The 22,387-nt window shown below is 66.5% G+C and carries 20 protein-coding genes; 10 read left to right on the top strand and 10 right to left on the bottom strand.

Features of this window, described 5'->3' with window-relative positions; genetic code table 11:
• Positions 1-50: 50 nt before the first annotated feature.
• Positions 51-923, bottom strand: coding sequence for a LysR family transcriptional regulator (locus IP83_RS05860; RefSeq protein ID WP_231624925.1), 873 nt, complete (start codon positions 921-923; stop codon positions 51-53).
• 99 nt (positions 924-1,022) lie between these two features.
• Here IP83_RS05860 and IP83_RS05855 point away from each other — a divergent pair, with 99 nt between their 5' ends.
• Positions 1,023-2,030: a zinc-dependent alcohol dehydrogenase family protein gene (locus IP83_RS05855; RefSeq protein WP_082364517.1), complete on the top strand. Its 1,008-nt coding sequence runs from the start codon at positions 1,023-1,025 to the stop codon at positions 2,028-2,030.
• A gap of 59 nt (positions 2,031-2,089) precedes the next feature.
• Here IP83_RS05855 and IP83_RS05850 read toward each other — a convergent pair whose 3' ends face one another.
• Genes IP83_RS05850 through hpnI form a run of 5 tightly spaced genes read right to left on the bottom strand, consistent with a single transcriptional unit; the run spans position 2,090 to position 7,433 of the window.
• A complete protein-coding gene (locus IP83_RS05850) occupies positions 2,090-3,040 on the bottom strand; it encodes a lysylphosphatidylglycerol synthase domain-containing protein (protein ID WP_054121277.1) in 951 nt (316 codons plus the stop codon).
• 20 nt (positions 3,041-3,060) lie between these two features.
• Positions 3,061-3,960 carry an aminomethyltransferase gene (locus IP83_RS05845; RefSeq protein WP_054121357.1) on the bottom strand — a complete coding sequence of 300 codons (900 nt, stop codon included), beginning with the start codon at positions 3,958-3,960 and terminating at the stop codon, positions 3,061-3,063.
• A gap of 18 nt (positions 3,961-3,978) precedes the next feature.
• A complete protein-coding gene (gene hpnK / locus IP83_RS05840; protein ID WP_054121276.1) occupies positions 3,979-4,827 on the bottom strand; it encodes a hopanoid biosynthesis-associated protein HpnK in 849 nt (282 codons plus the stop codon).
• Positions 4,828-6,273: a hopanoid biosynthesis associated radical SAM protein HpnJ gene (hpnJ, locus tag IP83_RS05835; RefSeq protein ID WP_054121275.1), complete on the bottom strand. Its 1,446-nt coding sequence runs from the start codon at positions 6,271-6,273 to the stop codon at positions 4,828-4,830. It abuts the gene before it with no gap.
• Entirely contained in the window at positions 6,270-7,433 is a 1,164-nt protein-coding gene (gene hpnI / locus IP83_RS05830) for a bacteriohopanetetrol glucosamine biosynthesis glycosyltransferase HpnI (protein WP_054121274.1), read from the bottom strand. The genes hpnJ and hpnI overlap by 4 nt, the downstream gene beginning before the upstream one ends.
• Before the next feature lie 142 nt (positions 7,434-7,575).
• Here hpnI and hpnA point away from each other — a divergent pair, with 142 nt between their 5' ends.
• From hpnA to IP83_RS05795, 7 genes are all read left to right on the top strand, one after another.
• The gene (gene hpnA, locus IP83_RS05825; protein ID WP_054121273.1) at positions 7,576-8,580 is read left to right on the top strand and encodes a hopanoid-associated sugar epimerase; all 1,005 of its coding nucleotides are present in this window, start codon (positions 7,576-7,578) and stop codon (positions 8,578-8,580) included.
• Positions 8,577-9,722: a glycosyltransferase gene (locus IP83_RS05820; protein ID WP_054121272.1), complete on the top strand. Its 1,146-nt coding sequence runs from the start codon at positions 8,577-8,579 to the stop codon at positions 9,720-9,722. Before hpnA ends, IP83_RS05820 begins: the two co-directional genes overlap by 4 nt.
• A complete protein-coding gene (hpnC, locus tag IP83_RS05815; RefSeq protein WP_054121271.1) occupies positions 9,722-10,543 on the top strand; it encodes a squalene synthase HpnC in 822 nt (273 codons plus the stop codon). Before IP83_RS05820 ends, hpnC begins: the two co-directional genes overlap by 1 nt.
• Positions 10,540-11,367 carry a presqualene diphosphate synthase HpnD gene (gene hpnD / locus IP83_RS05810; protein WP_054121356.1) on the top strand — a complete coding sequence of 276 codons (828 nt, stop codon included), beginning with the start codon at positions 10,540-10,542 and terminating at the stop codon, positions 11,365-11,367. Before hpnC ends, hpnD begins: the two co-directional genes overlap by 4 nt.
• 15 nt (positions 11,368-11,382) lie before the next feature.
• A complete protein-coding gene (hpnE, locus tag IP83_RS05805; RefSeq protein ID WP_054121270.1) occupies positions 11,383-12,630 on the top strand; it encodes a hydroxysqualene dehydroxylase HpnE in 1,248 nt (415 codons plus the stop codon).
• A 10-nt stretch (positions 12,631-12,640) separates the two neighbouring features.
• Positions 12,641-14,584 (top strand): squalene--hopene cyclase, encoded by a 1,944-nt coding sequence (gene shc, locus IP83_RS05800; RefSeq protein WP_054121269.1) that lies wholly within the window; start codon positions 12,641-12,643, stop codon positions 14,582-14,584.
• A gap of 146 nt (positions 14,585-14,730) precedes the next feature.
• Complete coding sequence (locus IP83_RS05795) at positions 14,731-15,246, top strand: phosphorylase (protein ID WP_231624924.1); 516 nt, start codon at positions 14,731-14,733, stop codon at positions 15,244-15,246.
• Here IP83_RS05795 and hpnH read toward each other — a convergent pair.
• Together hpnH and ispH are read right to left on the bottom strand one after the other, a co-directional pair.
• Positions 15,187-16,332, bottom strand: coding sequence for an adenosyl-hopene transferase HpnH (gene hpnH, locus IP83_RS05790; protein ID WP_054121268.1), 1,146 nt, complete (start codon positions 16,330-16,332; stop codon positions 15,187-15,189). The two genes, IP83_RS05795 and hpnH, sit on opposite strands and share 60 nt — an antisense overlap.
• 8 nt (positions 16,333-16,340) lie before the next feature.
• Positions 16,341-17,345, bottom strand: coding sequence for a 4-hydroxy-3-methylbut-2-enyl diphosphate reductase (gene ispH, locus IP83_RS05785; RefSeq protein WP_054121267.1), 1,005 nt, complete (start codon positions 17,343-17,345; stop codon positions 16,341-16,343).
• A 360-nt stretch (positions 17,346-17,705) separates the two neighbouring features.
• On the opposite strand from ispH, the gene IP83_RS05780 reads away from it, so the two are divergent.
• Complete coding sequence (locus IP83_RS05780; RefSeq protein ID WP_054121266.1) at positions 17,706-18,311, top strand: ABC transporter substrate-binding protein; 606 nt, start codon at positions 17,706-17,708, stop codon at positions 18,309-18,311.
• Positions 18,312-19,241, top strand: coding sequence for a VacJ family lipoprotein (locus tag IP83_RS05775; RefSeq protein WP_054121265.1), 930 nt, complete (start codon positions 18,312-18,314; stop codon positions 19,239-19,241).
• Here IP83_RS05775 and IP83_RS05770 read toward each other — a convergent pair.
• Positions 19,238-21,871: an MMPL family transporter gene (locus IP83_RS05770; RefSeq protein ID WP_231624923.1), complete on the bottom strand. Its 2,634-nt coding sequence runs from the start codon at positions 21,869-21,871 to the stop codon at positions 19,238-19,240. The two genes, IP83_RS05775 and IP83_RS05770, sit on opposite strands and share 4 nt — an antisense overlap.
• Positions 21,868-22,332 (bottom strand): DUF2141 domain-containing protein, encoded by a 465-nt coding sequence (locus IP83_RS05765; protein WP_231624922.1) that lies wholly within the window; start codon positions 22,330-22,332, stop codon positions 21,868-21,870. The genes IP83_RS05770 and IP83_RS05765 overlap by 4 nt, the downstream gene beginning before the upstream one ends.
• Positions 22,333-22,387 lie beyond the last annotated feature (55 nt).

The following is a 22,387-nucleotide window of genomic DNA, read 5'->3' as shown; positions in this document are numbered from 1 at the left end:
CGGGGGATAGTGCGGAATGGTTAGCAGCCGGTTAATTCTTCGAGGGGACCTCAATTTGCCAAGGCGAGCCGTTCGATCAGCAGATCGACCAGCGCGCGCAGCCGGGGCAGACGCCTCAGGTCGCGGTGATAGCCGAGCCAGGTGTCGCGCGTCGGCGGCTCGGCGCCGATATCCAGCGCCTCGATTCCGGGTGTCGCATCACCCAGCGGCCGGGGCAGAACGGCAAGGCCGGTACCCAATGCACAAAGCTGCGCCTGCATGTCGCGGCTGTTGCTGCGGGCGGCGATGCGGGCGCCGGGCAGCGTCTGCATCAGCCAGCCGACATCGGGCATCGAGGCGAACGCGGTGTCCATCACCACGACCGGGTAGGGCGTCTCGTCACCAGCATGCGGCTGCCAACGGCCGGGCTGGCCATAGACGGCATAGGGCACCGTCAGCAGGCGGCGCGCGATCACTTCGGGTTCGTCGAAACCGGTGATGCGGATCACCAGATCGGCCTCGCGCCGGCTGAGGCTGTAGACGCGCTGGTCGGTAAGCGTCTCGACGATCACACCGGGGTGCAGGCGGTTGAACTCGGCGAGAACGGGAGCCAGCACCACCCGCCCGAACCAGTCCGAGCACGTGAGCCGGAGCATGCCTTCGAGGCCCGCGCTGCTCCCCGCCAGCTCGCGCGCGAGCGCCTGCGCTTCGGCTTCCATGCGCTCGGCGTGGCGCAGCATGACTTCGCCCTCGTCCGTAAGGATGAAGCCGTCGCCGGTGCGCTGGAACAAGGTCAGCCCCGTCGCCGCTTCGAGCGTGCGGAGGCGGCGGCCCATGGTCGGCTGCGATTGGCCCAGCTTGCGCGCGGCGCGGCCGAGTGTGCCTTCGCGCGCAATGGCGAGGAAGACAGGGAGATCGCTCCATTCCATCGGGGGGCCGGCCATCAGGTGTTCCATTCAATAGCGCATGGATAGCATGCGATCATTTGGATTTCCGATCAAGTTTGAAGGCGGCACTCTCCGGCCATCGCAAAGGAGATTGCCATGACCACTTCATCATCCATGCTTGCCGCCCTCGTCGATACCAACGACGGTCCCTTCAACCTCCGCGAGATCGCGCGGCCCACGCCGGGTGCGGGCGAAGTCCTCGTCCGCGTCGCGGCGGCGGGAACCAACCCGCTCGATACCAAGATCCGCGCCGGCCAAGCAGCGCATGCCCGCCATCCGCTCCCGGCTGTGCTCGGCATGGATCTGGCCGGCGTGGTCGAGAAAGTCGGCCCCGGCGTGACACGGTTTGCGCCGGGTGACGAAGTCTATGGCTTCACCGGCGGCGTGGCCGGGATGCAGGGCTCGCTCGCACACTATGTCGCGGCAGATGCGCGGCTGCTGGCGCACAAGCCGGCCAACCTTTCGATGCGCGAAGCCGCGATCCTGCCGCTGGTGGTGATCACCGCGTGGGAAGGCCTCGTTGACCGCGCGCCGCTCAGGGCCGGACAGACCGTTCTGGTGCAGGGCGGCGGCGGCGGCGTCGGCCATGCGGCGGTGCAGATCGCCGTGGCGCTGGGCGCCAAAGTCTTCGCGACCGGCTTCAGCGGCGATCTCGCCTACATCGAAAGCCTCGGCGCCATCCCCATCGACGCCAATGATCCAATCGAGGACTATGTGGCCAGACATACCGGCGGCCGCGGCTTCGATGTCGTCTACGATACGCTCGGCGGCGCTGTGCTCGATGCCTCGTTCAAGGCGGTGCGCCGGTTCGGCCATGTCGTGAGCTGCCTCGGCTGGGGCACCCATGCGTTGGCGCCGCTCTCGTTCAAGCAGGCGACCTATTCGGGTGTGTTCACGCTCCACGCCTTGCTGGCGAACGAGGGCCGCGAACACTACGGCGATATTCTGGCCGAGACCGCCGTGCTGGCCGAGGCCGGAAAGCTGCTCCCCCGCCTCGATCCGCGCGTGTTCACGCTGGCCGAAGCTGGAGCTGCCTATGACGCGGTGCTCGGCGCCAACGGAGCGGCGCGCCAGAAGGGCAAGGTCGCCATCTCGATCGCTTGATACGGGGCAGCACACGGCCGGAGTGGGAGATACGTCTCTCGGCGGTCGTTTGCTGGCCGCTAGCGCCCGGCCATCAGCCCCCGCGATTCGTTGATCTGCCACACCAGCAGGGCGAGCGCGCCGATCACCAGATCGCGCGCGCGCTTGGCCAGCGAGAGCGCCAGCGCTGCTTCTGGCGCCAGCCCGAACAGCGGCGCGACGAGCACATAGGCGGCTTCCTGCACACCGATGGCGCCGGGAATGACAAAGGCCATGCTGCGCAGCGCGAATATGACGCCTTCGAGCGACAGCACTTTCCACAGCGCGATATCGCTGCCCATCAGCTCGAGCACGAACCACGCGCTGACCCCGCTGGCGGTCCAAGCGGCGAGATTGAACAGGAAGGCGGCTATAACTCGGCCGCGCTGCGCGTAGATGCGCGTGAGCTCGGCCTGCACCTCGCCGATCACGGTTGTCTCGGGCAGGAACTTCGCGGCGATGCGCACGGCGAGCGCCAGTACGACCTTCTGCATGCGCATGAACAGGAAGATGCAGGCGACCATCACGGCGGTGCCGCCGATGATCGCCGGACGCAGCCCGGCCGCGCCCGCACCCATCAGCAAGGGCGCCATCGCGAGGAGGCTGAACAGGGTATAGACGAGCTGGCTCGCCATTTCGGTGGTAAGGTCGACCACGAACGAGGCGTAGACGCGCGGGGGCGCGACACCGGCGCGGGTCAGCGTGCGCACGCCGATATAGATGCCGCCCAGTTCGGAGAAGGGCAGCAGGTTGGACACCGCATCGCGTACCAGCCGGGCCCAGGCGAAGAGCAGGACAGGCGGCTCCGGCTCGCCCGGCGCTGCCGCGTGCCAGGCGCCGCCGAGCAGCCACGAGGTGACGAGCGACCACGCGCAGATGGCGAGGAAACCCCCGGGGCCCATCCGCTGTGCCGTCTGCACGATGTCCTTGAGGCCGACATCGCCGATCGTCCAGACCGCGATGGCGAGGCCCAGGACAGTGGCAGCAAGAATGCCGACCCGGCTCCAGAACTTCAGCGGCTCGCTCCTGCCTTGGGCGCTTTGAAGAACCGCAGCACGAAACGCATCACGCCGGGCACGAAGCGAGGGCGAATAAGGCGCTGGTCATAAATGGCAAGCCGTCGGTCATTTTCGGCAAGGCAGATCCGCGCCAGCTCGGGGAAGCTCACTTCGACGCCGAGTTCCTTCGAACCGTTGAGCGTGAAGTTGTTGTCCTGCGCGCGGGTGTTATTGCCCATGCCCTTGGCCATGTCGATCCGTTCCCAGATCAGGCAGAACCACACCGCGATCACTTTGGCCTCGAACAAGGGGCGCCGCCACCACGGCATGTTGCGGCGCCACCACGCGACCCAGTTCACGAAGAACAGGATATGCCGCCCTTCCTCGCGCATCACGGGTTCAAACGTGTCGACAAGTTCGGGCGGGAAGAAACCGGAATCCTTGGCGATCTTGAACAGACCGAAGCCGAAGAAGCTGTCGATGCATTCGGAATAGCCGGTGCGCATGAAGGCAAACTCGGGATCGCGCGGGCGCAGGTAGGCGGGTTCCTCCTCGAGCACGATGCCATAGGCCTGCACCATGTCGGCCAGCACCAGCTTGTGCCGCGCTTCCTCGAACGCGTTCATCTCGGTCGCCGCCTTGAGCAGCGGCTGGCGGATCAGTTCGGCAAAAGTCTTCACGTTCATCGACGCGCGGCCTTCTGTCGCCACGGCAATATCCCAGATCGGGAGCGAGGTGATCTTGTCCTGCGTTTCGGCATCGAGCTTGGGCCACTCGATCAGGGCAGGCCGATAGGGATCGTGCGTGTCGAGCAGCATCCGGCTCAGCACCGTCAGGTGCTCGCTGCTGCCGAGCCGGAAGCAGCCCTGCGGCAGCGGTGCCGCGCTGTCATAGTCGCCCCAGGTGCGTGCCATTTTCATGAGCATGTCCTGTCAAAAGTCAGTGAACCGCCCGCAGGTGATGCAATTGCGCGTGATCGCGGCTTTGGCAAGAGGGTCGGTCAGCGCGGCCAGTTCCTCGGCATAAAGGTAAGCCGGCGCGCTCCCGGGATAGGGGCCTTGCGCCGGATGGGCGTAGATTTCAGTCAGGCCCGGTGGCAACCGGTCCAGCAAGGGCCGCAGCTTGGCCGACGTCAGGGCGCCCGACCATGCGAGGCCAAAGACCTGGTCCGGTACCGTCACGCCGGCCTTGCGCAGGCGGCGGCGCAGGGCTTTCGCCCACAGATGCTCGATGCCGGCGCGGCGCGGTGTGCCGTCGATGGCTGCGATCACGGCGGGCGGCTCGATGGGTGCGCGCATCGCGGTCATGCCGTGGCGCTTGCCGGCGCGCAGGATCGCGGAAGCGATGGTAGGATGCAGGTGGAAGTGCTTGTGCGCGTTGACGTGATCGAGCTTCAGGCCTGTCGCTGCGAAGGCTGCGAACTGCGCTTCGATCTCCGCCGCCAGCTGCCGCCGCGCGGAAGGCGAGGCGAAGATGGTGAGCGCAGTGCGGACCATGTCCGTGCGGAACTGGCCGCTCGCGTCTACCAGCGCGGGGATCTGCTCCGGCGGCAGTATCGGGCGGCCTTCGACCAGCACGAGGTGCAGCCCGACGCCCAAGTCAGGCAGCCGCCGCGCGCGCTCGACGGCATCGCCCGCCGCATCGCCTGCCACCATCAGGCTGGCAGCGGTGAGTATCCCCTCACGATGCGCCTGCTCCACCGCCGAATTGACTTCGAGCGAGGCGCCGAAGTCATCCGCCGTGACGATGAGGCTCTTCGGGAGCCGTCCTCGCTTCTGCAATCAGGCAGCTTCCTTGCGGCGGCGCAGGAAGTCGAAGAACTCGACGCCCTCGCGCAGGCGGCGCTTCATCATGTCCCAGTCGCGGATCATCTCGCCAACGATCGCGCCGATCTTGCGCGGGCGGAAGTAGAAGCGCTTGTAGAACTCCTCCACCTTGTCGAAGATCACCTTCGAAGAGAGGTGCGGATAGGAGAGCTGCGCGATCTGGTTGCCACCGTCGGTCAGGAGGTGGTCGCTGCCGTCGAACCAGCCGTTCTCGGTCGCCTGCTTGTAGAGGAACGTGCCCGGATAGGGCGCGGCGAGGCTGACCTGGATCGTGTGCGGGTTGAGCTCGATCGCATAACGGATCGTCTCCTCGATCGTCTCCAGCGTCTCGCCCGGCAGGCCGAGGATGAAGGTGCCGTGGATCGTAAGGCCAAGGCTGTGCGCATCCTTGGTGAACTGGCGCGCGACCTTGGTGAGCAGGCCCTTCTTGATGTTGTGCAGGATCTGCTGGTTGCCGCTTTCATAGCCGACGAGCAGCACACGGCAGCCACCTTCCTTCATGGCTTTCAGCACCTTGTAGGGCACATTGGCCTTGGCGTTGCAGCCCCAGGTGACGGGGAAGCCCGGCTTGCCGAAGCCGAGCTTGGCGAGCTCGCCCGAAAGCTCGACGACGAAATCGTGCGCATCGGCCAGCGTGTCGTCGTCGAAGAAGATTTCCTTCACCTCGGGCATTTCCTTGAGGATGTACTGCACTTCCTCGATCACCTTGGGCACGCTGCGGTGGCGATAGCGGTGGCCCGAGATCGTCTGCGGCCAGAGGCAGAAGGTGCAGCGGCTCTTGCAGCCGCGCCCGGTGTAGAACGAGATATAGGGGTGGCGCTGGTAGCCGCCATAGTACTTGGAAAGATCGAGATCGCGCTTGTAGATGGGCGAGACCATCGGCAGCACGTCCATGTCTTCGATCTGCGCGCGATCCTTGTTGCGCACGAAGCTGCCGTCCGCATCGCGCCAGGTGATGCCGTCTACTTCGCGCAAGGGGCGGCCCTCGGCGATCTCGACGATGGTGAAGTCGTATTCCTCGCGCGCGACGAAATCGATGTGGGGCGAGGCGGCGAGGCTCTTGTCCGGCTCGACCGCGACCTTGGCGCCGACGAATCCGATCATGATCTTCGGGTTGCGCTCCTTGATCAGCGCGGCGGTGCGGATGTCCTGACCAAAGCTCGGCGTCGAGGTGTGGAGGATGACGAGATCGCGCTCGTCGAACTCGTGCGCGATATCTTCCCATGAAAGGTCATGCGCCGGGGCATCGATCAGCTTCGAGCCTTCGACCATCGCGGCGGGCTGGGCGATCCACGTGGGATACCAGAAGGATTTGACCTCGCGCTTCATCTGATAGCGCGCGCCGGCACCACCATCAAAACCGTCGAAAGACGGCGCCTGGAGGAAAAGCGTGCGCATCATGACCTTGTATTCTCCACCGGGCGGATGATCTGCCCTTCGTGTTCCATTCTAAGCCTTGTTCCGCGCCAATCAACAACGCGAACGAAATAGCTTGCCACAAACACGGCGAAACTGAGTCCGTCCCGGACCGGTAGCAGCCAAAAGGGCGCAGTGCTGGTGCCCGCATGGCGGTCCACCACCCGCTTGGTGTACAGGCGCGCAGCGAAGGCGGCCACCATCACGTAAAGGCCGGGCAGGGGGTGAAACAGGCACCCCAGCATGGCCAGCGCCAGCGGGAAGCCGATCACAGACCCCGCATAGCCGCCCGGTTGCAAAGCCCGGATCGTCGCTGCCCAGCGCAGTTCCTGCCGCCAGACGTGCGCGAGGCCGGTTTCCGCCGAGGCATGCGCGAGCAGGACCGGAGGAATGGCAATGCCGAGGCCCTGCGCGCGCACCGCCGCGCCGATGGCGTGGTCGTCCGCCAGCACATCGGCAAAGGCCTCGAACCCGCCGATGGCTTCCAGCGTCGAACGGCGCAGCGCGATGGTCGAACCCATGCACGGCTCGGCAAGGCCCATGACCTTGCCGAAGACGAGGCCGACCAGGAACTGGTAGCTCGGCCCCGCCGCCGCCAGCCGCGACCAGAACCCGGCATCGCCGCGCCCGTGATAGAGGCAAGTCACCGCCCCGATGCCGGGCCGATCGAGCGCGGCGAGCACTTGCGCCAGATAGCTGGGCTCCACCGCCATGTCGCTGTCGCTCAGCACCACGATGTCGTGATCGGCGCGGGCCATCATGTTGATGAGGTTGCCGATCTTGGCGTTCGCGCCGTGGCGGGTCGTATCGATCACGAGGTCGATCCGCGCAGTGGGATGGCGGGCTTGCAATGCGCGCACCGTCTCGGCGGCCGGATCGTCTTCGCGCTGAACCCCGCAGACCATCTGCACCGGCCCTTGGTGCGTCTGGCGGAGAAAGCTTGAGAGATTGGCTTCCAGCTGTGGCTCGGCCCCGTAGAGCGGCTTCAGCAGGGTAACCGCCTCGGAGCGCGCGGCGGCAGGCCGTTCTCTCCGCAGAAACCGCGCAAGAACCCACGTCGCGATCGCCCAATAGAGCGTGCCGATCGCGGCAAGTGCCAGTACGAGCCAGCCGATCAGAGACAGGAGAAGGGCGCCTGCGGTCATCGTGCGACGTCCTAGCCCTGATCGCGGTTCAGGCAAAACATTTGCACAAAACCTGCGATCCGGATGCCAATACCCTTGCCACCGAAGCATGGCCGGTCAATCAAGCGGCCAAGGTGTCAATGAGAAGGGAATACGAGCGCTGATGGACGAATCGCGGGGTCTCGCGCTCGTGACCGGCGTGTCGGGCTTCGTCGGCTCGGCCGTTGCGCGCGAACTGGCAGCGGCCGGCTACCGCGTGCGCGGTCTCGTTCGGGCATCCAGTCCGCGCGGCAATCTCGGCGATTTTCCGGGCGATCTGGTCGAAGGCGATGCGCGCGACGAGGCCAGCGTTGCCCGCGCTCTGCAGGGGGCCCGGTTCCTCTGCCATGTCGCCGCCGACTACCGGTTGTGGGCGCCGGACCCGGAAGAGATCGTGCGCAACAACCTTGCCAGCACCGGAGCGGTGATGCGCGCGGCCTTGCAGGCGGGGGTTGAGCGCGTGGTCTATACGAGCAGCGTCGCCACGCTGAAGCCTTCGGATGAGGGCCCGGTCGACGAGCGCCATGCTGCCAGCCCGGAGCAGGCTGTGGGCGCCTACAAGCGCAGCAAAGTCGTCGCCGAGCGGCTGGTCGAGCAGATGGTGTCGGAGCAAGGGCTGCCCGCCGTCATCGTGCTGCCGTCCACGCCCATCGGACCGCGCGATATCAAGCCTACGCCGACCGGGCGGATCATCGTCGAGGCGGCGAACGGCAAAATGCCCGCATATGTCGATTCGGGGCTCAATCTCGTCCATGTCGACGATGTGGCAGCAGGCCACCGGCTTGCGCTGGAGCAGGGCCGGGTGGGCGAGCGCTATATCCTTGGCGGGCAGGATGTGATGCTGCGCGACATGCTGGTGTGCATTGCCGCCGAGATGGAGCGTCGCCCGCCGCAAGTGCGCCTGCCCATCGCGCCGCTGATGCCGCTGGCGTGGCTGAATGAGGCTTGGGCGCGCGCCACCGGCAAGACCGACCCGTTCCTCACACTCGATTCGCTGCGCATGTCGCGCCACCGGATGTTCTTCCGTTCCGACAAGGCGCAGAGCGAGCTGGGCTACCGCGCGCGGCCATGGGGCGATGCGGTGCGCGATGCGATAGGCTGGTTCCGGCAGGCAGGCACGATCCGATGATCCCCATCGCGCTCGGCACGCTTTCGCTGGCGATCTGGCTTGTCATGCTGCTGGGTCGCGACATGTTCTGGCTGGCGCGCGAGCGGGATACGCGGGGCATGCCGCCGCAGCCGCAGGCGTGGCCGGAAGTCGTGGCGGTGGTCCCCGCGCGTGACGAGGCGGACGTGATCGCGCGCTCGGTCGGCAGCCTGCTCACGCAGGACTATCCGGGCCGCTTCCGCGTCATCCTTGTTGATGACCAGAGCAGCGACGGCACCGCCGATATTGCCCGCGCACTGGGCTCCGATCGGCTCGAGGTGCTGAGCGGTGCACCGCTGTCGCGCGGGTGGACCGGCAAGCTCTGGGCCGTGTCGCAAGGCGTCGCGCGGGCAGGGGAAGCGCCGCGCTACCTCTGGCTGACCGACGCCGATATCGAGCACGCGCCCGATACTTTGCGCATGCTGGTGACGCGCGGCGAAGCCGGTAAACTCTCGCTCGTCTCGCTGATGGCGTTGCTTCACTGCGAGACGCCGCCCGAGCGCATGCTGGTCCCGGCCTTCGTGTTCTTCTTCCAGATGCTCTATCCCTTCGGCGCGGTGAACCGCCCGCAAGGCCTTGGCGCGGCTGCGGGCGGCTGCATGCTGGTGCGGCGCGATTCGCTGGAGAAGGCGGGCGGGATTGCGGCAATCCGGGGCGCGCTGATCGATGATTGCACGCTGGGCGCACTGCTCAAGCGGCAGGGGCCGGTGTGGCTTGGCCTTACCTACCGTTCGCGCAGCATCCGGCCCTATCGCGGTTTCGCGCCGGTGGCGGCGATGATTTCGCGCTCGGCCTACGCGCAGCTGCGCTATTCGCCGGTGCTGCTGGCCGGGACTGTGTTTGGCATGGCGCTCGTCTACCTTGCGCCGCCCGCGCTCGGATTGTTCGGTGAGGGCCCCTCGCGCTGGCTGGGGCTCGGCGCATGGGCCATCATGGCTCTCACCTTCCAGCCCATGCTGCGCTTCTACCGGCGCTCACCGTTGTGGGGTGTCGCGCTGCCCGGCATTGCGGCTTTTTACCTAGGCTGCACCATGCTATCGGCGTGGCAGCACTTGCGCGGACGGGGCGGCATGTGGAAAGGGCGGGCCCAGGCGGCGGCAGGCCAGCAAGCGGCGGAATCGTGATGGACTCGAATACCTTAGCCTCGGGCAAGGGCGACCGCGACGAGAACTTTCCCGTCGCCAGCTTCCTCGTCAAAGCCGAGCATCGCGGCCTCATCAAGGCGTTCTATACGTTCGCGCGCGCCTCCGACGATATTGCCGATCATCCCACCGCGACGCCCGAGCAGAAGCTCGCGCTGCTGGGCGCGATGCGCGCCGGTCTGGACGGTGAAGGGGCGCCGGAAGCGAAGGCCTTGCGCGCGGCGATGGCCGAGCGAGGGATCGATCCGGTCCACGCGCACGACCTGCTCGAAGCCTTCACGCGCGACGTGACGGTGACTCGCTACCAGACCTGGGACGACCTTATCGACTACTGCCGCGTCTCGGCCATGCCGGTCGGTCGCTACGTGCTCGACGTGCACCGCGAGAGCCGGGACACCTGGCATGGAAACGATGCGCTTTGCGCGGCTTTGCAGGTAATCAACCACCTGCAAGATTGCGCCAAGGACTACCGGCAGCTCGACCGGGTCTACATTCCTCTCGAAACAGGGATCGACGTGGAAGAACTCGGTGCTGACAAGGCGAGCGCAAAGCTGCGCGGGATCATTGCTGATCTGGCCCGGCGGACGCGGGGTCTGCTGGCCCAATCCGCGCCGTTTTCGCGGATGATCCGCGATCGCCGCCTCTCGGCGGAAGTCGCGGTGATCCAGCGGCTTGCGGAAAGTCTTTGCGACCGTCTCGAACGCCGTGACCCGCTCAGTGAGCGCGTCCACCACAGCAAGGCCGAAGCGCTGTGGCTGGCGACCGGCGCGGCGCTGCCGGTGCTGCTGAGGCGCGCGGCATGAGCGCGCCGGACGGCCAGACGCAGGCAAGCCGCAGCTCGTTCTATGCCGGCATGCGCGTGCTGCCCAAAGATGAGCGGCTGGCGATGTACGCGGTCTACGATTTCTGCCGTATCGTCGACGACATTGCCGACGACCAGCAGGGGGATCGCGCGGTGCGCGCGGCCGAGCTGGATGCATGGCGGGCGGATATCGACGCGCTTTACGCCGGGCGCGCTCCCGGGCGTGCGGCGTTTCTGGCAACCGCTGTCCACCGCTTCGCCCTGGAGAAGGCGGACTTCATCGCCGTGATCGACGGCATGGCGATCGACGTCGAGCGTGATGTGCGCTGGCCGACCGAAGCCGAACTCGACATCTATTGCGACCACGTTGCCTCGGCGGTGGGGCGGCTTTCGGTCAAGATTTTCGGGATGGACGAAGAGCCGGGCCTTGCGCTGGCGCATCACCTTGGCCGCGCGCTCCAATACACCAACATCCTGCGGGATATCGACGAGGATGCCGCCATCGGCCGCGTTTACATGCCTTTGGAAGCACTGCGCCATGCCGGTATCGAGCCGACCACGCCCGAGGCCATCGCCACCGATCCGCGCATGGATGCCGCCGCCCGGCGCGTCGCGGCCCGCGCGCAGCAGCACTACAAGGAAGCGGCAGCCATCCTCGCGGCCAAGCCCAAGGGCCACCTGATCGCCCCGCGGCTGATGGAAATCGCCTACTCCCGCCTGCTCCGGACCATGGAGCAGATCGGCTGGGCGCCGCCGCGCGCGCGGGTGAGCACGAACAAGCTGGGGCTGCTGCTCACGGTCTTCTGGCTGCTGGCGACCCGCTGACCATGGGTGCTGACCATGGGTAGGGCGATTGTTGTGGGCGCGGGCCTTGCCGGACTGTCGGCTGCCGTGCGGCTGGTCGAGGCGGGCTTTGCGGTCGAGATCGCCGAAGCGGCGGCGCAGGCAGGCGGGCGGTGCCGGTCGTACCACGATGCCCAGCTTGGCCTTACCATCGACAATGGCAACCACCTCGTGCTGGCAGGCAATCACGCGGTCGAGCGGTTCCGCCGGACGGTGGGGGCCGACACGCCGCTGGCGGGGCCTGACCATGCCGATTTCGCCTTCGCCGATCTTGCTACGGGTGCGCACTGGACCATTGGCATCAACGATGGTCCGCTGCCGTGGTGGGTGCTCTCCACCACCCGCCGCGTGCCGGGCAGCCGGCTTTCCGATTACCTCCCGCTCGCGAAACTGCTGGCGAAGGTGCCCGGTCAGACCGTCGGCCAGCGCATCAGCGCAAAGGGTCCGGTGTGGGACAGGCTGCTCGAGCCGGTGCTGCTCGCCGTGCTCAACACGCCGCCAGCGCAAGGCTCAGCTGCGCTGACAGCGGCGGTTCTGCGGGAAACGCTGCTGAAGGGCGGCAAGGCCAGCCTGCCACGCATTGCCGAGCCGACGCTGGCCGCCGCTTTCGTCGATCCGGCGGCGGCTTGGCTGGCGCAGCGCGGCGCGCCCGTTGTAATCGGCAAGCGGCTGCGTGGGCTCGAGACCGAGGGTGACCGCGTCAAGGTGCTGGACTGGGGCGATAGCAGGCAGGTCGTGACGGACGAGACCATCGTGCTCGCGGTCCCGGCATGGATCGCAGGGGGCCTGCTGCCCGGGATCAGCGCGCCCGACGTGCACAATTCCATTGTCAACGCGCACTTCGCGATAGCCCCGCCTTTAGGAGCGCCGCCGATGCTGGCGCTGCTGGGGGCCAAGGCGCAGTGGCTGTTCGCGTTCCCGGACCGCATTTCGGTGACCGTGTCCGCCGCCGAGGACATCGTCGGGCTCGACCGGGAGGAACTGGCGCGTACGTTCTGGGACGAAATCCAGCGCGCCTATGGCTTCTCCGCGAGCATGCCGGCATGGCAGGTCGTGAAGGAAAAACGCGCCACCTTTGCCGCCACGCCCGATCAGGACGCCAAGCGCCCTCCTGCGCGTACCCGCTGGCGGAACCTGCTGCTGGCAGGCGACTGGACGCAGACGGGCCTACCCGCCACCATCGAAGGCGCGCTGCGTTCGGGCGAGACGGCAGCGGGCTTGGCGATTGCGGCAAAGCGAGGCTAGAAGGCGCGGCATGCTGGATACACTCGAAGCCCCGACCCGCCTTGATCTCGGAACCGTCGATGCCGCAGTCGACCGTGCCGCCTCTGCGCTGACCAAGGCGCAGCGCCCGGACGGCCACTGGGTGTTCGAACTCGAGGCCGATTGCACGATCCCTGCCGAATATGTGCTGCTGCGCCATTACCTTGGCGAGCCGGACGATCTTGAACTCGAAGCCAAGATCGGCCGCTATCTCCGCCGGATCCAGTCCGCCAAGCATGACGGGTGGAGCCTGTTCCACGACGGCGCCTTCGATGTCAGCGCCAGCGTGAAGGCCTATTTTGCGCTCAAGATGATCGGCGATCCCGTCGATGCGCCGCACATGGTCCGTGCGCGGGAAGCCATCCTCAAGGCGGGCGGGGCCGAGGCGGTCAACGTGTTCACCCGCATCCAGCTGGCGCTGTTCGCGGCCGGGCCGTGGTCCGAAGTGCCGACGATGCCGCCCGAGCTGATCCTGCTGCCGCGCTGGTTCCCGATCCACCTCTCGCGCATGTCGTACTGGGCGCGAACGGTCGTCGTGCCGCTGCTGGTGCTGTGCGCGCTGAGACCCTGTGCGCGCAACCCGCGCGGGATCAAGGTGGACGAGCTCTACAGCGGGCAGAAGCCTCGCCGCCTGTCGCAGGCGGAGGACCCCAAGTGGCTCTGGACCACCGGCTTCAATGCGCTTGATCGCGTGCTCAAGGCGGGCGATGGCCTGTGGCCCAAGGGCCTGCGCAAGAAGGCGATCGATACCTGCGTGAGCTGGGTCGTCGAGCGTCTGAACGGCGAAGACGGCCTCGGCGCTATCTATCCGGCGATGGCGAACAGCGTGATGATGTTCGATCTGCTCGGCTATCCGGAAGACCATCCGCACCGCGCGATTGCACGCAAGTCGGTCGAGAACCTGCTCGTGATCCATGAGGACGAGGCTTATTGCCAGCCCTGCGTCTCGCCGGTGTGGGATACCGCGCTCGCCTCGCACGCGATGATGGAAGCGGGCGGCGAGGCCAATGTCGCGCGCGCGCAGGCAGGGCTCGACTGGCTGAAGCCGCTGCAGGTGCTCGATGTCGAGGGCGACTGGGTCGACCAGCGCCCCGGCGTTCGCCCCGGCGGCTGGGCCTTCCAGTACAACAACGCGCACTACCCCGATCTCGATGATACCGCCGTCGTCGTCATGGCGATGGACCGTGCGAAAGTCGCGGACCGCATGCCGATCGAGCGCGGCCTTGAATGGACCGTCGGGCTGCAGTCCAAGAACGGCGGCTGGGGCGCCTTCGATGCCGACAACACGGCGGACTACCTCAACAACCTGCCCTTCGCCGATCACGGCGCGCTGCTCGATCCGCCGACCGCGGACGTCTCTGCGCGCTGCGTCTCGATGCTGGCGCAGCTCGGCGAACCGCTCGACAGCCCGCGCATGGCGGCGGCCATCGACTATCTGCGGCGCGAGCAGGAACCGGAAGGCAGTTGGTTTGGCCGCTGGGGCGTGAACTACATCTACGGCACCTGGTCGGTGCTTTGCGCGCTGAATGCCGCGGGCCTGCCGCCGGAAGATCCGACCGTGGCCAAGGCGGTGGCATGGCTGAAGTCGATCCAGAACCCGGATGGCGGCTGGGGTGAGGACTGCGACAGCTATGCGCTGGATCGCAAGGGCCACACGCCTGCGCCTTCAACCGCCTCGCAGACCGCATGGGCCCTGCTCGGCCTGATGGCAGCGGGTGAGGCGGATGCGCCCGAAGTCGAGCGCGGGGTGGCCTGGCTCGCGGCGAACCAGGGAGCGGACGGGCTGTGGGGGCAGGAGCACTACACCGGCGGCGGCTTCCCGCGCGTGTTCTATCTGCGCTATCACGGCTATCCGAAATACTTCCCGCTCTGGGCGATGGCGCGCTACCGCAATCTCAAGCGCTCGAACGACCGCCGCGTTTCGGTCGGGATGTGAAATACTTAATCGGGACCCCGGCGGCGGAACCTTGGGTGCTCGTCTGCGGTATGAAGGCCGAAGCGAGGCTGTTCGCCAATCCGGGATCGTGTCGGGAGGTGATCGTCGGAGGCGGCGATTCCCGAGCGTTGGAACGGCGATTGTCGGTGGCTCCCGCTTGGCCCATCCTCTCGATCGGGATCGCAGGTGCGCTCGATCCAGCTCTGGCCGTTGGCGACGTGGCCATCGACGGCGAGCCTGAGTTGCTCCAACGGCTACAGGCGGCTTGGCCCGACGCAAAAGCTGGCGTCATCCACGGCCAAGACTCCATCGCCGCCACGGCGGAGGGCAAGGCTGCGTTGCGACGAGCGACCGGCGCCTTGACCATCGACATGGAAAGTCATGTCGCTCGCGCGGCTGCCGAGCGTCAGGGCGTATCCTTCGCGGCGGTCCGCGTCATTTCGGACACGGCCAATGACACACTCCCCCCCGCAGCCCTCGTCGGCATGAAGCCCGATGGCGGCATGGCGCTGGGCGCGGTGCTCGGCTCTCTGGCGCGTGAGCCTCGACAACTTCCCGCGCTGATCCGCACCGGGATCAACGCGGGCAAGGCGATGCGCGTGCTAGCCCGCGTTCACCACGCGCTTGAGCGCAGCGGGGTTTTCCGCCTTGATCTTCGCTAGTTCGCGCTCGAGGTGTGACGAATAGACGTCCTCGGCGGGGCGCGCCTTGGAGAGATCCACGTCCGGTGCCATCGGGCCTTCGGTGCGCACGCCCTTGCGGCCGATCTGGAACATCTTGAGCGGATTGCGGATCGCGTCCGTCGCGGCGGTGCCTTCGAAGCCGCAGTGCGTCATGCAGTTCGAGCACTTCTCGTACTTGCCGACGCCGAACTGTTCCCAGTCGGTGCCTTCCATCAGCTCCTTGAAGGTCGAGACATAGCCTTCGCCGATCAGGTAGCAGGGCTTCTGCCAGCCGAACACGGTGCGCAGCGGCATCGACCACGGCGTGCATTCGTAGGTCTGGTTGCCGGCGAGGAAATCGAGGAACAGCGGCGAATTGGTGAAAGTCCAGGCCTTGCCGCCCTTGCCGCGCTTGAACACGTCGCGGAAGAACTGCTTGGTGCGCTCGCGGTTCAGGAAGTGCTCCTGGTCCGCCGCACGCTCATAGGCATAACCGGGCGAGATGGTGATCTCGACGCCGCGCTTTTCCATCTCGTCGAAGAACTTCGCGAGGCGTTCCGGATCGGCGCCGTCGAACACGGTGCAATTGACCTGCACGCGGAAGCCCTTGGACTTGGCGAGCTCGATCGCCTCGAGCGCCACTTCGTAGGTGCCTTCCTGATCGACCGCGTGGTCGTGCATCTGCTTGTCACCATCGAGGTGGATCGACCAGGTGAAGAAGGGCGAGGGCTTGTAGTCGTCTATCTTCTTCTTCAGCAGCAGCGCGTTGGTGCACAGGATCACCAGCTTCTTGCGCTCGATATAGCCTTTGACGATACGCGGCATGTCGCGGTGGAGCAGCGGCTCGCCGCCCGCGATGGAAACGGCAGGCGCGCCGCATTCCTCGATCGCTTCCATGCACTGCTCGAAGCTCAGGCGCTGGTTGAGGATCGCGTCGGGGTAGTCGATCTTGCCGCAGCCCGGGCAGGCCAGATTGCAGCGCAGCAGGGGCTCCAGCATCAGCACCAGCGGATACTTGCCGCCCTTGATATGCTGCGTGAGGGTATAGGCGCCGATACGGGCAAGCTGGGAAAGCGGAAGAGTCATCGGGTATCCTATTCGGCTGCCACGCGCAGGGTGCGAGCATTGGCAGCAGGGGCAGGCCGGCGCAAGATGGCCGGAAGGCTGAATTCGATGTTCTCGTTGACCCCGTCCAATTGCGTGATCGAGACCTGTCGCAAGGTGTGCAGGCGCCGGATCACGCTATCGACAAGGGCATCCGGGGCGGAGGCGCCGGCGGTAATGCCGACCGAGTCGACACCGCCCAGCCAAGCGGGATCGACATCGTCCCCGCTGTCGACGAGATAGCTGCGAATGCCCATCTCGGCGCCGATTTCGCGCAGCCGGCTGGAATTCGAGCTGTTGCGCGAGCCGACGACGATCAGCATGTCGCTGACTTCGGCGAGCTTGCGCACGGCAGTCTGGCGGTTCTGCGTGGCATAGCAGATGTCATCGATATCGGGCCCCACGACATCGCTGAAGCGGGCATGCAGCGCGGCGATCACACCGCGCGTATCGTCCACGCTCAGCGTTGTCTGGGTGATGTAGGCCAGCGGCGTCGCCGGATCGAGCGGCAGGGCCGCGACGTCGTCAGGGGTCGAAACCAGCAGGACCGGCGCATCGATCTGGCCGATGGTGCCGACCACTTCGGCGTGGCCTGCGTGACCGATCAGCACGATCCGGCGACCGGTCTTGGCATAGCGGCGGCCCTGGATATGGACTTTGGTGACCAGCGGGCAAGTCGCATCGATCACCGGAAGCTGCCGCCGCTCTGCCTCATCCTCGACCGAGCGGGCGACGCCATGCGCGCTGAGCACGGTGGTGGCCCCATCCGGCACATCGGACAGCTCGTCGACAAACACCGCACCCTTGTCGCGCAGTTGATCGACCACGAAGCGGTTATGCACGATTTCATGGCGCACGTAGACAGGAGCGCCGAAGCGATCGATCGCCCGCTCGACAATATCGATCGCGCGCGTCACCCCGGCGCAGAAACCGCGCGGATTGGCAAGAATGACACGAAGCGGCTGCAGCGAACCCGGACGTGAAACTTCCTGCAATGCCTCATACTCCTTGCAGCACCGGGTCAACTCTTCGCTCTATAAGCGGTTGTTCATGCTACGGGAAGTGCAGTTGACCGGCTTGGACCATTCGATGGCGGCGGCCCCTGCTGCAAGTGCGAGCCGAGTCCGCCGTTCATTCCCCGTTCGGTTCGCAGCCGCTAGTCGTTACAAACCCCGATCACGTCCGCCCCGGACTGTTTTGTTCCGCGCGGACTAGCAGGCTGGAGCTGAAAAGTGCAATCTCGACTTGTCAGAATGCTGCCGAACACGCTTTACGCTTGGCAGCATCGAGGGCGGGACGGGGCAGTTTGCAGCACAGTGTCATTCCCGGTCGCTCTTACCAGAACAAGGCTTGATATGCTACGTACCCTTCTTGCGATTGCCTGCCTCACGCCCCTTGCGGCGGCTGCGCTGCCTGCGGCTGCACTGGCGCAGGCGGCCGATCCGGCGCTCTCCACGGTCGAGGAACTGGATGCCGGGCTGCTGCGCACCATGCGCACCGGCGGCACCCCGCAGGCCCGCAGCAAGGTCATCGCGCCGGTGCTGGAGCGGACTTTCGACCTTGGCTTGATGACGCGGCTTGCCGTTGGGCCGGAATGGGTGAAGCAATCGCCCGCAGACCAGCAGGCGCTTGTCGATGCATTCAAGCGCATGACCATCGCGCAATACGCCCGAAATTTCGACAGCTTCGGCGGCGAGAGCTTCGAGGTCTCGCCCCGGGTGGAAACGCGCGGCGGTGACAAGGTCGTGCGCACCACTCTGAAGATTCCCAAGGACGCGCCGGTCGCGATCGCCTATCGCCTGCGCCAGAGCGGGGGGAGCTGGAAGATCATCGACGTGTTCTACAAGAACGCCATCAGCCAGATTGCCACGCGCCGGTCGGACTTCGGCACCGTGCTCCAGAAGGGCGGCGCCAAGGCGCTGGTCGCGCGGATGAATGCCATCGCGGCGAAGGGCGATTAATTGCTGATCATTCCGGCACTGCTGGCCAGCGCTCCGGTCGCGCTGCCGCCTGAGGACCGCGCGCCGGTGGAAGCATCGGCGGCGGCGGCGGTGCTGCAGGAGACGCCCGCAGCCGAAGCAAAGCGCGAAACCGACCCGCCGGCACCCGCAGCGGGAAAACGCCGTCGCCATGCGCCCGGCGATTCGCTCGAAGGCTTCAACCGCGCGATGTTCGGCACCTGGCAGGTGCTCGACAAGGCCATCTACCGGCCGGCGGCGATGGGCTACAAGCATGTCGTGCCCAAGCCGCTGCGGACCGGTATCCGCCATGTTCTGAGCAACCTTACCGAACCGCTGGTGTTCCTGAACTTCCTCCTGCAGGGCAAGCCGCGCAGCGCTTCGCGCACGCTCGCGCGGTTCGTGCTCAACTCCACTGTCGGCGTCGGCGGCCTGATCGACGTCGCGAAGGACAAGTCGATCAATCTGCCGCATCGGAACAACGGGTTCGGCACGACTCTGGCGCTCTACGGAGTGGGTCCGGGGCCCTACATCTTCCTGCCCTTCCTGGGCCCGAGCACTTTGCGCGACCTCGTTGGAAGCTCGTCGGAAGGGCTTGTCCTGCCGCTGGCGGTGGGAAAGCCGTTCGACACGATCGAGTACCAGCTATCGACCGCCGTCGTCGGCGGGCTCGATCTGAGGGCCGAGTCCGATGCCGGGCTGCGCGCATTGCTGTCCGGCGCGGTCGATCCCTATGCCACCTTGCGCTCGACATGGCTGCAGGACCGGGCGGCAGAGATCGAGGCGATTCGCCACGGCGACAAGGGTCCCGAGGCTTCGCAAGGTGAAACCGAGCTCGATGACCCGCTGGCGGACCCGGCCAATACCGGTGAGGCGAAGCAGCCCGTCCCCGAACTCAGCGATCCGCTCGAAGACCCCGCCGTCACGCCCTAGGCGCGCTTGCTCCGCGCCTCGGGCGAGGGGCCGAGCAGCGCCGGTTCGAAGATCAGCGCACAGATCAGCGTCCAGATCAGCGAGATCATCAGGATCTTGCCCATGCTCGCGGTGCCCGGATGGGTCGAAAGCCAGAGGCTGCCGAATGCCGTGCCGGTCGCAAAGGCGCTGAACATCACTGCCCGCGCGAGGCTCGATTGCAGCAGGTTCTGCGCGCCCACGCTCCACGCCATCACGAAGTAGATGTGGAACGCGACACCCACCCCGAACAGCAGCGGGAAGGCGATGATGTTGGCGAAATTGATCGGCTGGCCGATGACCAGGCAGCTGCCCAGCGTGAGAAAGATCGAGAGGATCACCGGCGCCAGCGTAAAGGCGACTTCGCGCACCGAACGCAGGACGAGGAACAGCAGTCCGCTCACCAGCACGAAGGCGATGATCCCGGCCTCGACAAAGGCGAACGCGACCGTCGAGGCGGCGGCCTGCGTCGCCACCGGCAGGCCGGAGATCGACGGCGTGACCTTGGCCACGGCATCGCGGAAGCGGCGCAGCACGCGGTTGTCGTGCGCGTCGCCGCTGGGGAAGACCTGCAGGCGCGAAAGGCCGCTGGGCGTCTCCCAATCCTGCGCGAAGTCGGCGGGCAGGCTCTCGCGGGTGATCGGTTCCGCCTGCAAGGCGGAGCGCATCTGGTTCAACATCACGCCGAGCGGCGCGGTCAGCATGCGATCAACCGCGCTGCGCTGCTCCGGCGTGGCCTTGGCGAGCCGGTCCAGCGCGGTGTCCAGCTTGCGCGCGGCGGTGCCATCCGGGCCGGGGTGCGCGGACAGTACGGCGGCGAGCTTGGCGCGGGTGCCTTCAGTTGCGGCGATCATGTCCGCATCGGTCGGCGCGGGTAGCACATCGAAGGGATTGAGCGTCACATCGAGCAGGAGCGAGGCGTCCTGCAGCACAGCGAGCTTGGCATCCTGATCGTCCGGAATGAACGTGCCGAGCGCAACGACGTGCGAGACTTCAGGCAGGCGCTCCAGCTTCGCCTTCAGCGCCTGCGCTTCAGCAGGCGTTTTCGCCAGCACGTCGATGGTGTTGGGCGTGCGGTCAGGGTCCTGCGTCAGGTCGCTCAGGGTGCGCATGGCGGGCGCATTTGGGTCGCGCAGATGGAGCGGGTTGAAGTCGAACTGCACCCACGGCAGCGCGGCGATGCTGAGGCCCATGGCGAGCGCGAACGACCACAGCACCCAGCGCCGCTTGCGCTCGAGCAGGCGGTCAACCGGGGCGAGCCAGGGGAAGCCCACTTCATGCCGGGGCGCGGAGGGGCCGAGCACAACGATCAGCGCCGGCAGCAGGGTCAGGCTGGCAAACAGCGCGATGATCATGCCGAGCCCGGCAATCACGCCAAGCTCGGTAATGCCGATATAGGCCGTCGGCAGGAACGCACCGAAGCCGACGAAGATCGCGCCTGCCGCGAGGGAAAGCGGCGCTCCGAGTTCGCTTGCCGCTTTCTTGAGCGCTTCCGCCGCGTCCGCACTATCAGGCCGTTCGGCGTTGAAGCGCACGCAGATCTGGATGCCAAAATCGACACCAAGGCCGACGAACAGCGGGATAAAGGCCACCGAAATGAGGTTGAAGCGACCCACCGCGAGCAGCCCGACGGCAGCGGTGACAATCAGCCCGGCGATGATCGCAACCATGATCGCGGCAACCAGCTTCACCGAACGGGTCGCCAGCCACAAGGTCAGCAGCATCGCGCCGAGCATGACCATTGCCACCGCGCCGATGTTTTCCTGAAGCGTGGCGAATTCCTCATCAGCCAGTGGCACTTCGCCTGTCAGGCGGACGCGGACGCCATGCGCCTCATCCAGCTTGAGCTCTCGTGCCGCGCGCATCACGCCGTCCGCCGCGTTCTCGCCCGCCATCAGCGCGGCGTGGTCGAGGACGGGCTGGACAAGGATCAGGCGCCGCTTGGGCACGGCCAGCCCACCACTGCCCCCACCACTGCCGTTGTCGAACAGCTCCTGCCACGAGAAGGCCGGGTTCTTCCCTGCAAGCGAACCGTCGATGGCCGTGGCCAGCGCATTCAGCGGCTTGTCGATCCGGCCCAGCGTCACTTCGCCGCGGTTCACCCCATCGAGCATGGTCGACAGTGAACCGGCCACCCCGCGCAGCGAAGGATCGGCGGCAAGCGGTCCAAGCAGCGGCTGCGCGTCGACCATCGTCCTGGTCGCGCTGCGCACATCCTCGACCGAGCCGAACAGCAGGCCCTCGCGCGCAAGGAAATCGCCGCCGTCCGGGCGCGTCACGCGGCGGAAGGTCTTGCTATCGGCCGCAAGAGCGGCGGAGAGCCGGGCAGCGCCGTCCTCTGCGAGTTCCGGCGTCTTGCCGTCGATCAGCACCAGCATCACGTCGCGCAGCTGCGGGAAGGCCTCTTCCATCCGCCGCTCCTCGACGCGCCAGGCGACATCGGGGGAGATCAGCTGTGAGGTGTCCGTGGTGATCGCCATGCGCTGCATCGCGGTGAGCAGCGCGGCGATGGTGACCAAAAGCGCGAGGGCAAGCGTCAGCCAAGGCCGCCTGAGGCTGACCGTGACCAGCGAGGCTGGCACCGTCTTGAGCAGGGAATGCGCGCTGCTCACTTGGCGGCTGGCGGTCCGCTGGGGCCGAGGAAGTAGCGCAGCTTGAAGCCGATCGACGCGTTCTGGCCGCCATGGCTGAACACCGCGCTCTTCCAGCTGGGCGGGCCGAACGAGATGCGCGCGTCGTTGGAAAAGCCAACGCCTTCCTTGGGAATGCCGAACAGCGCGCGGTCTACCTTGCTGTTGCTGTTCTCATCATGGAACGCCTGCGCGGCATATTGGCCCGGCGGCAGATCGCGCACGATCACTTGTGTCGTGCCGAGCCGGGCCGGAGCCTCGCCCGCCCACTGGCAATCGTCCTTCAGGAACTTGTCCTGCGTGCAGATGTCGACGTGGATGCGCCCCTTGGCGTTGCGGACGTTGCCGACATTGATCGTCAGCATATGCCCGGGCGCCTGCGCAAACACGGCCGCCGAGGCAGTGCATCCGATCACAAGGGCAAGGATCCAGCGCTTTCCCATCAGGCCCTTGCTTCCTGCACGCCTGCGCTGTTGTGGCGCAGGGCCTTGAGGACGG

The sequence above is a fragment of the Novosphingobium sp. AAP93 genome (genome assembly GCF_001296055.1).
Lineage (GTDB): Bacteria > Pseudomonadota > Alphaproteobacteria > Sphingomonadales > Sphingomonadaceae > Novosphingobium.
This window is presented reverse-complemented; position numbering and strand designations above follow the sequence as displayed.

Coding starts and splice junctions, on each gene's coding strand:
- IP83_RS05820 (WP_054121272.1), top strand. CDS start 8,577: ATGATCCCCATCGCGCTCGGCACGCTTTCGCTGGCGATCTGGCTTGTC.
- IP83_RS05860 (WP_231624925.1), bottom strand. CDS start 923: ATGGCCGGCCCCCCGATGGAATGGAGCGATCTCCCTGTCTTCCTCGCC.
- IP83_RS05845 (WP_054121357.1), bottom strand. CDS start 3,960: ATGGCACGCACCTGGGGCGACTATGACAGCGCGGCACCGCTGCCGCAG.
- IP83_RS05855 (WP_082364517.1), top strand. CDS start 1,023: ATGACCACTTCATCATCCATGCTTGCCGCCCTCGTCGATACCAACGAC.
- hpnC (WP_054121271.1), top strand. CDS start 9,722: ATGGACTCGAATACCTTAGCCTCGGGCAAGGGCGACCGCGACGAGAAC.
- hpnD (WP_054121356.1), top strand. CDS start 10,540: ATGAGCGCGCCGGACGGCCAGACGCAGGCAAGCCGCAGCTCGTTCTAT.
- shc (WP_054121269.1), top strand. CDS start 12,641: ATGCTGGATACACTCGAAGCCCCGACCCGCCTTGATCTCGGAACCGTC.
- IP83_RS05780 (WP_054121266.1), top strand. CDS start 17,706: ATGCTACGTACCCTTCTTGCGATTGCCTGCCTCACGCCCCTTGCGGCG.
- hpnH (WP_054121268.1), bottom strand. CDS start 16,332: ATGACTCTTCCGCTTTCCCAGCTTGCCCGTATCGGCGCCTATACCCTC.
- hpnJ (WP_054121275.1), bottom strand. CDS start 6,273: ATGATGCGCACGCTTTTCCTCCAGGCGCCGTCTTTCGACGGTTTTGAT.
- IP83_RS05765 (WP_231624922.1), bottom strand. CDS start 22,332: ATGGGAAAGCGCTGGATCCTTGCCCTTGTGATCGGATGCACTGCCTCG.
- hpnA (WP_054121273.1), top strand. CDS start 7,576: ATGGACGAATCGCGGGGTCTCGCGCTCGTGACCGGCGTGTCGGGCTTC.
- hpnE (WP_054121270.1), top strand. CDS start 11,383: ATGGGTAGGGCGATTGTTGTGGGCGCGGGCCTTGCCGGACTGTCGGCT.
- hpnI (WP_054121274.1), bottom strand. CDS start 7,433: ATGACCGCAGGCGCCCTTCTCCTGTCTCTGATCGGCTGGCTCGTACTG.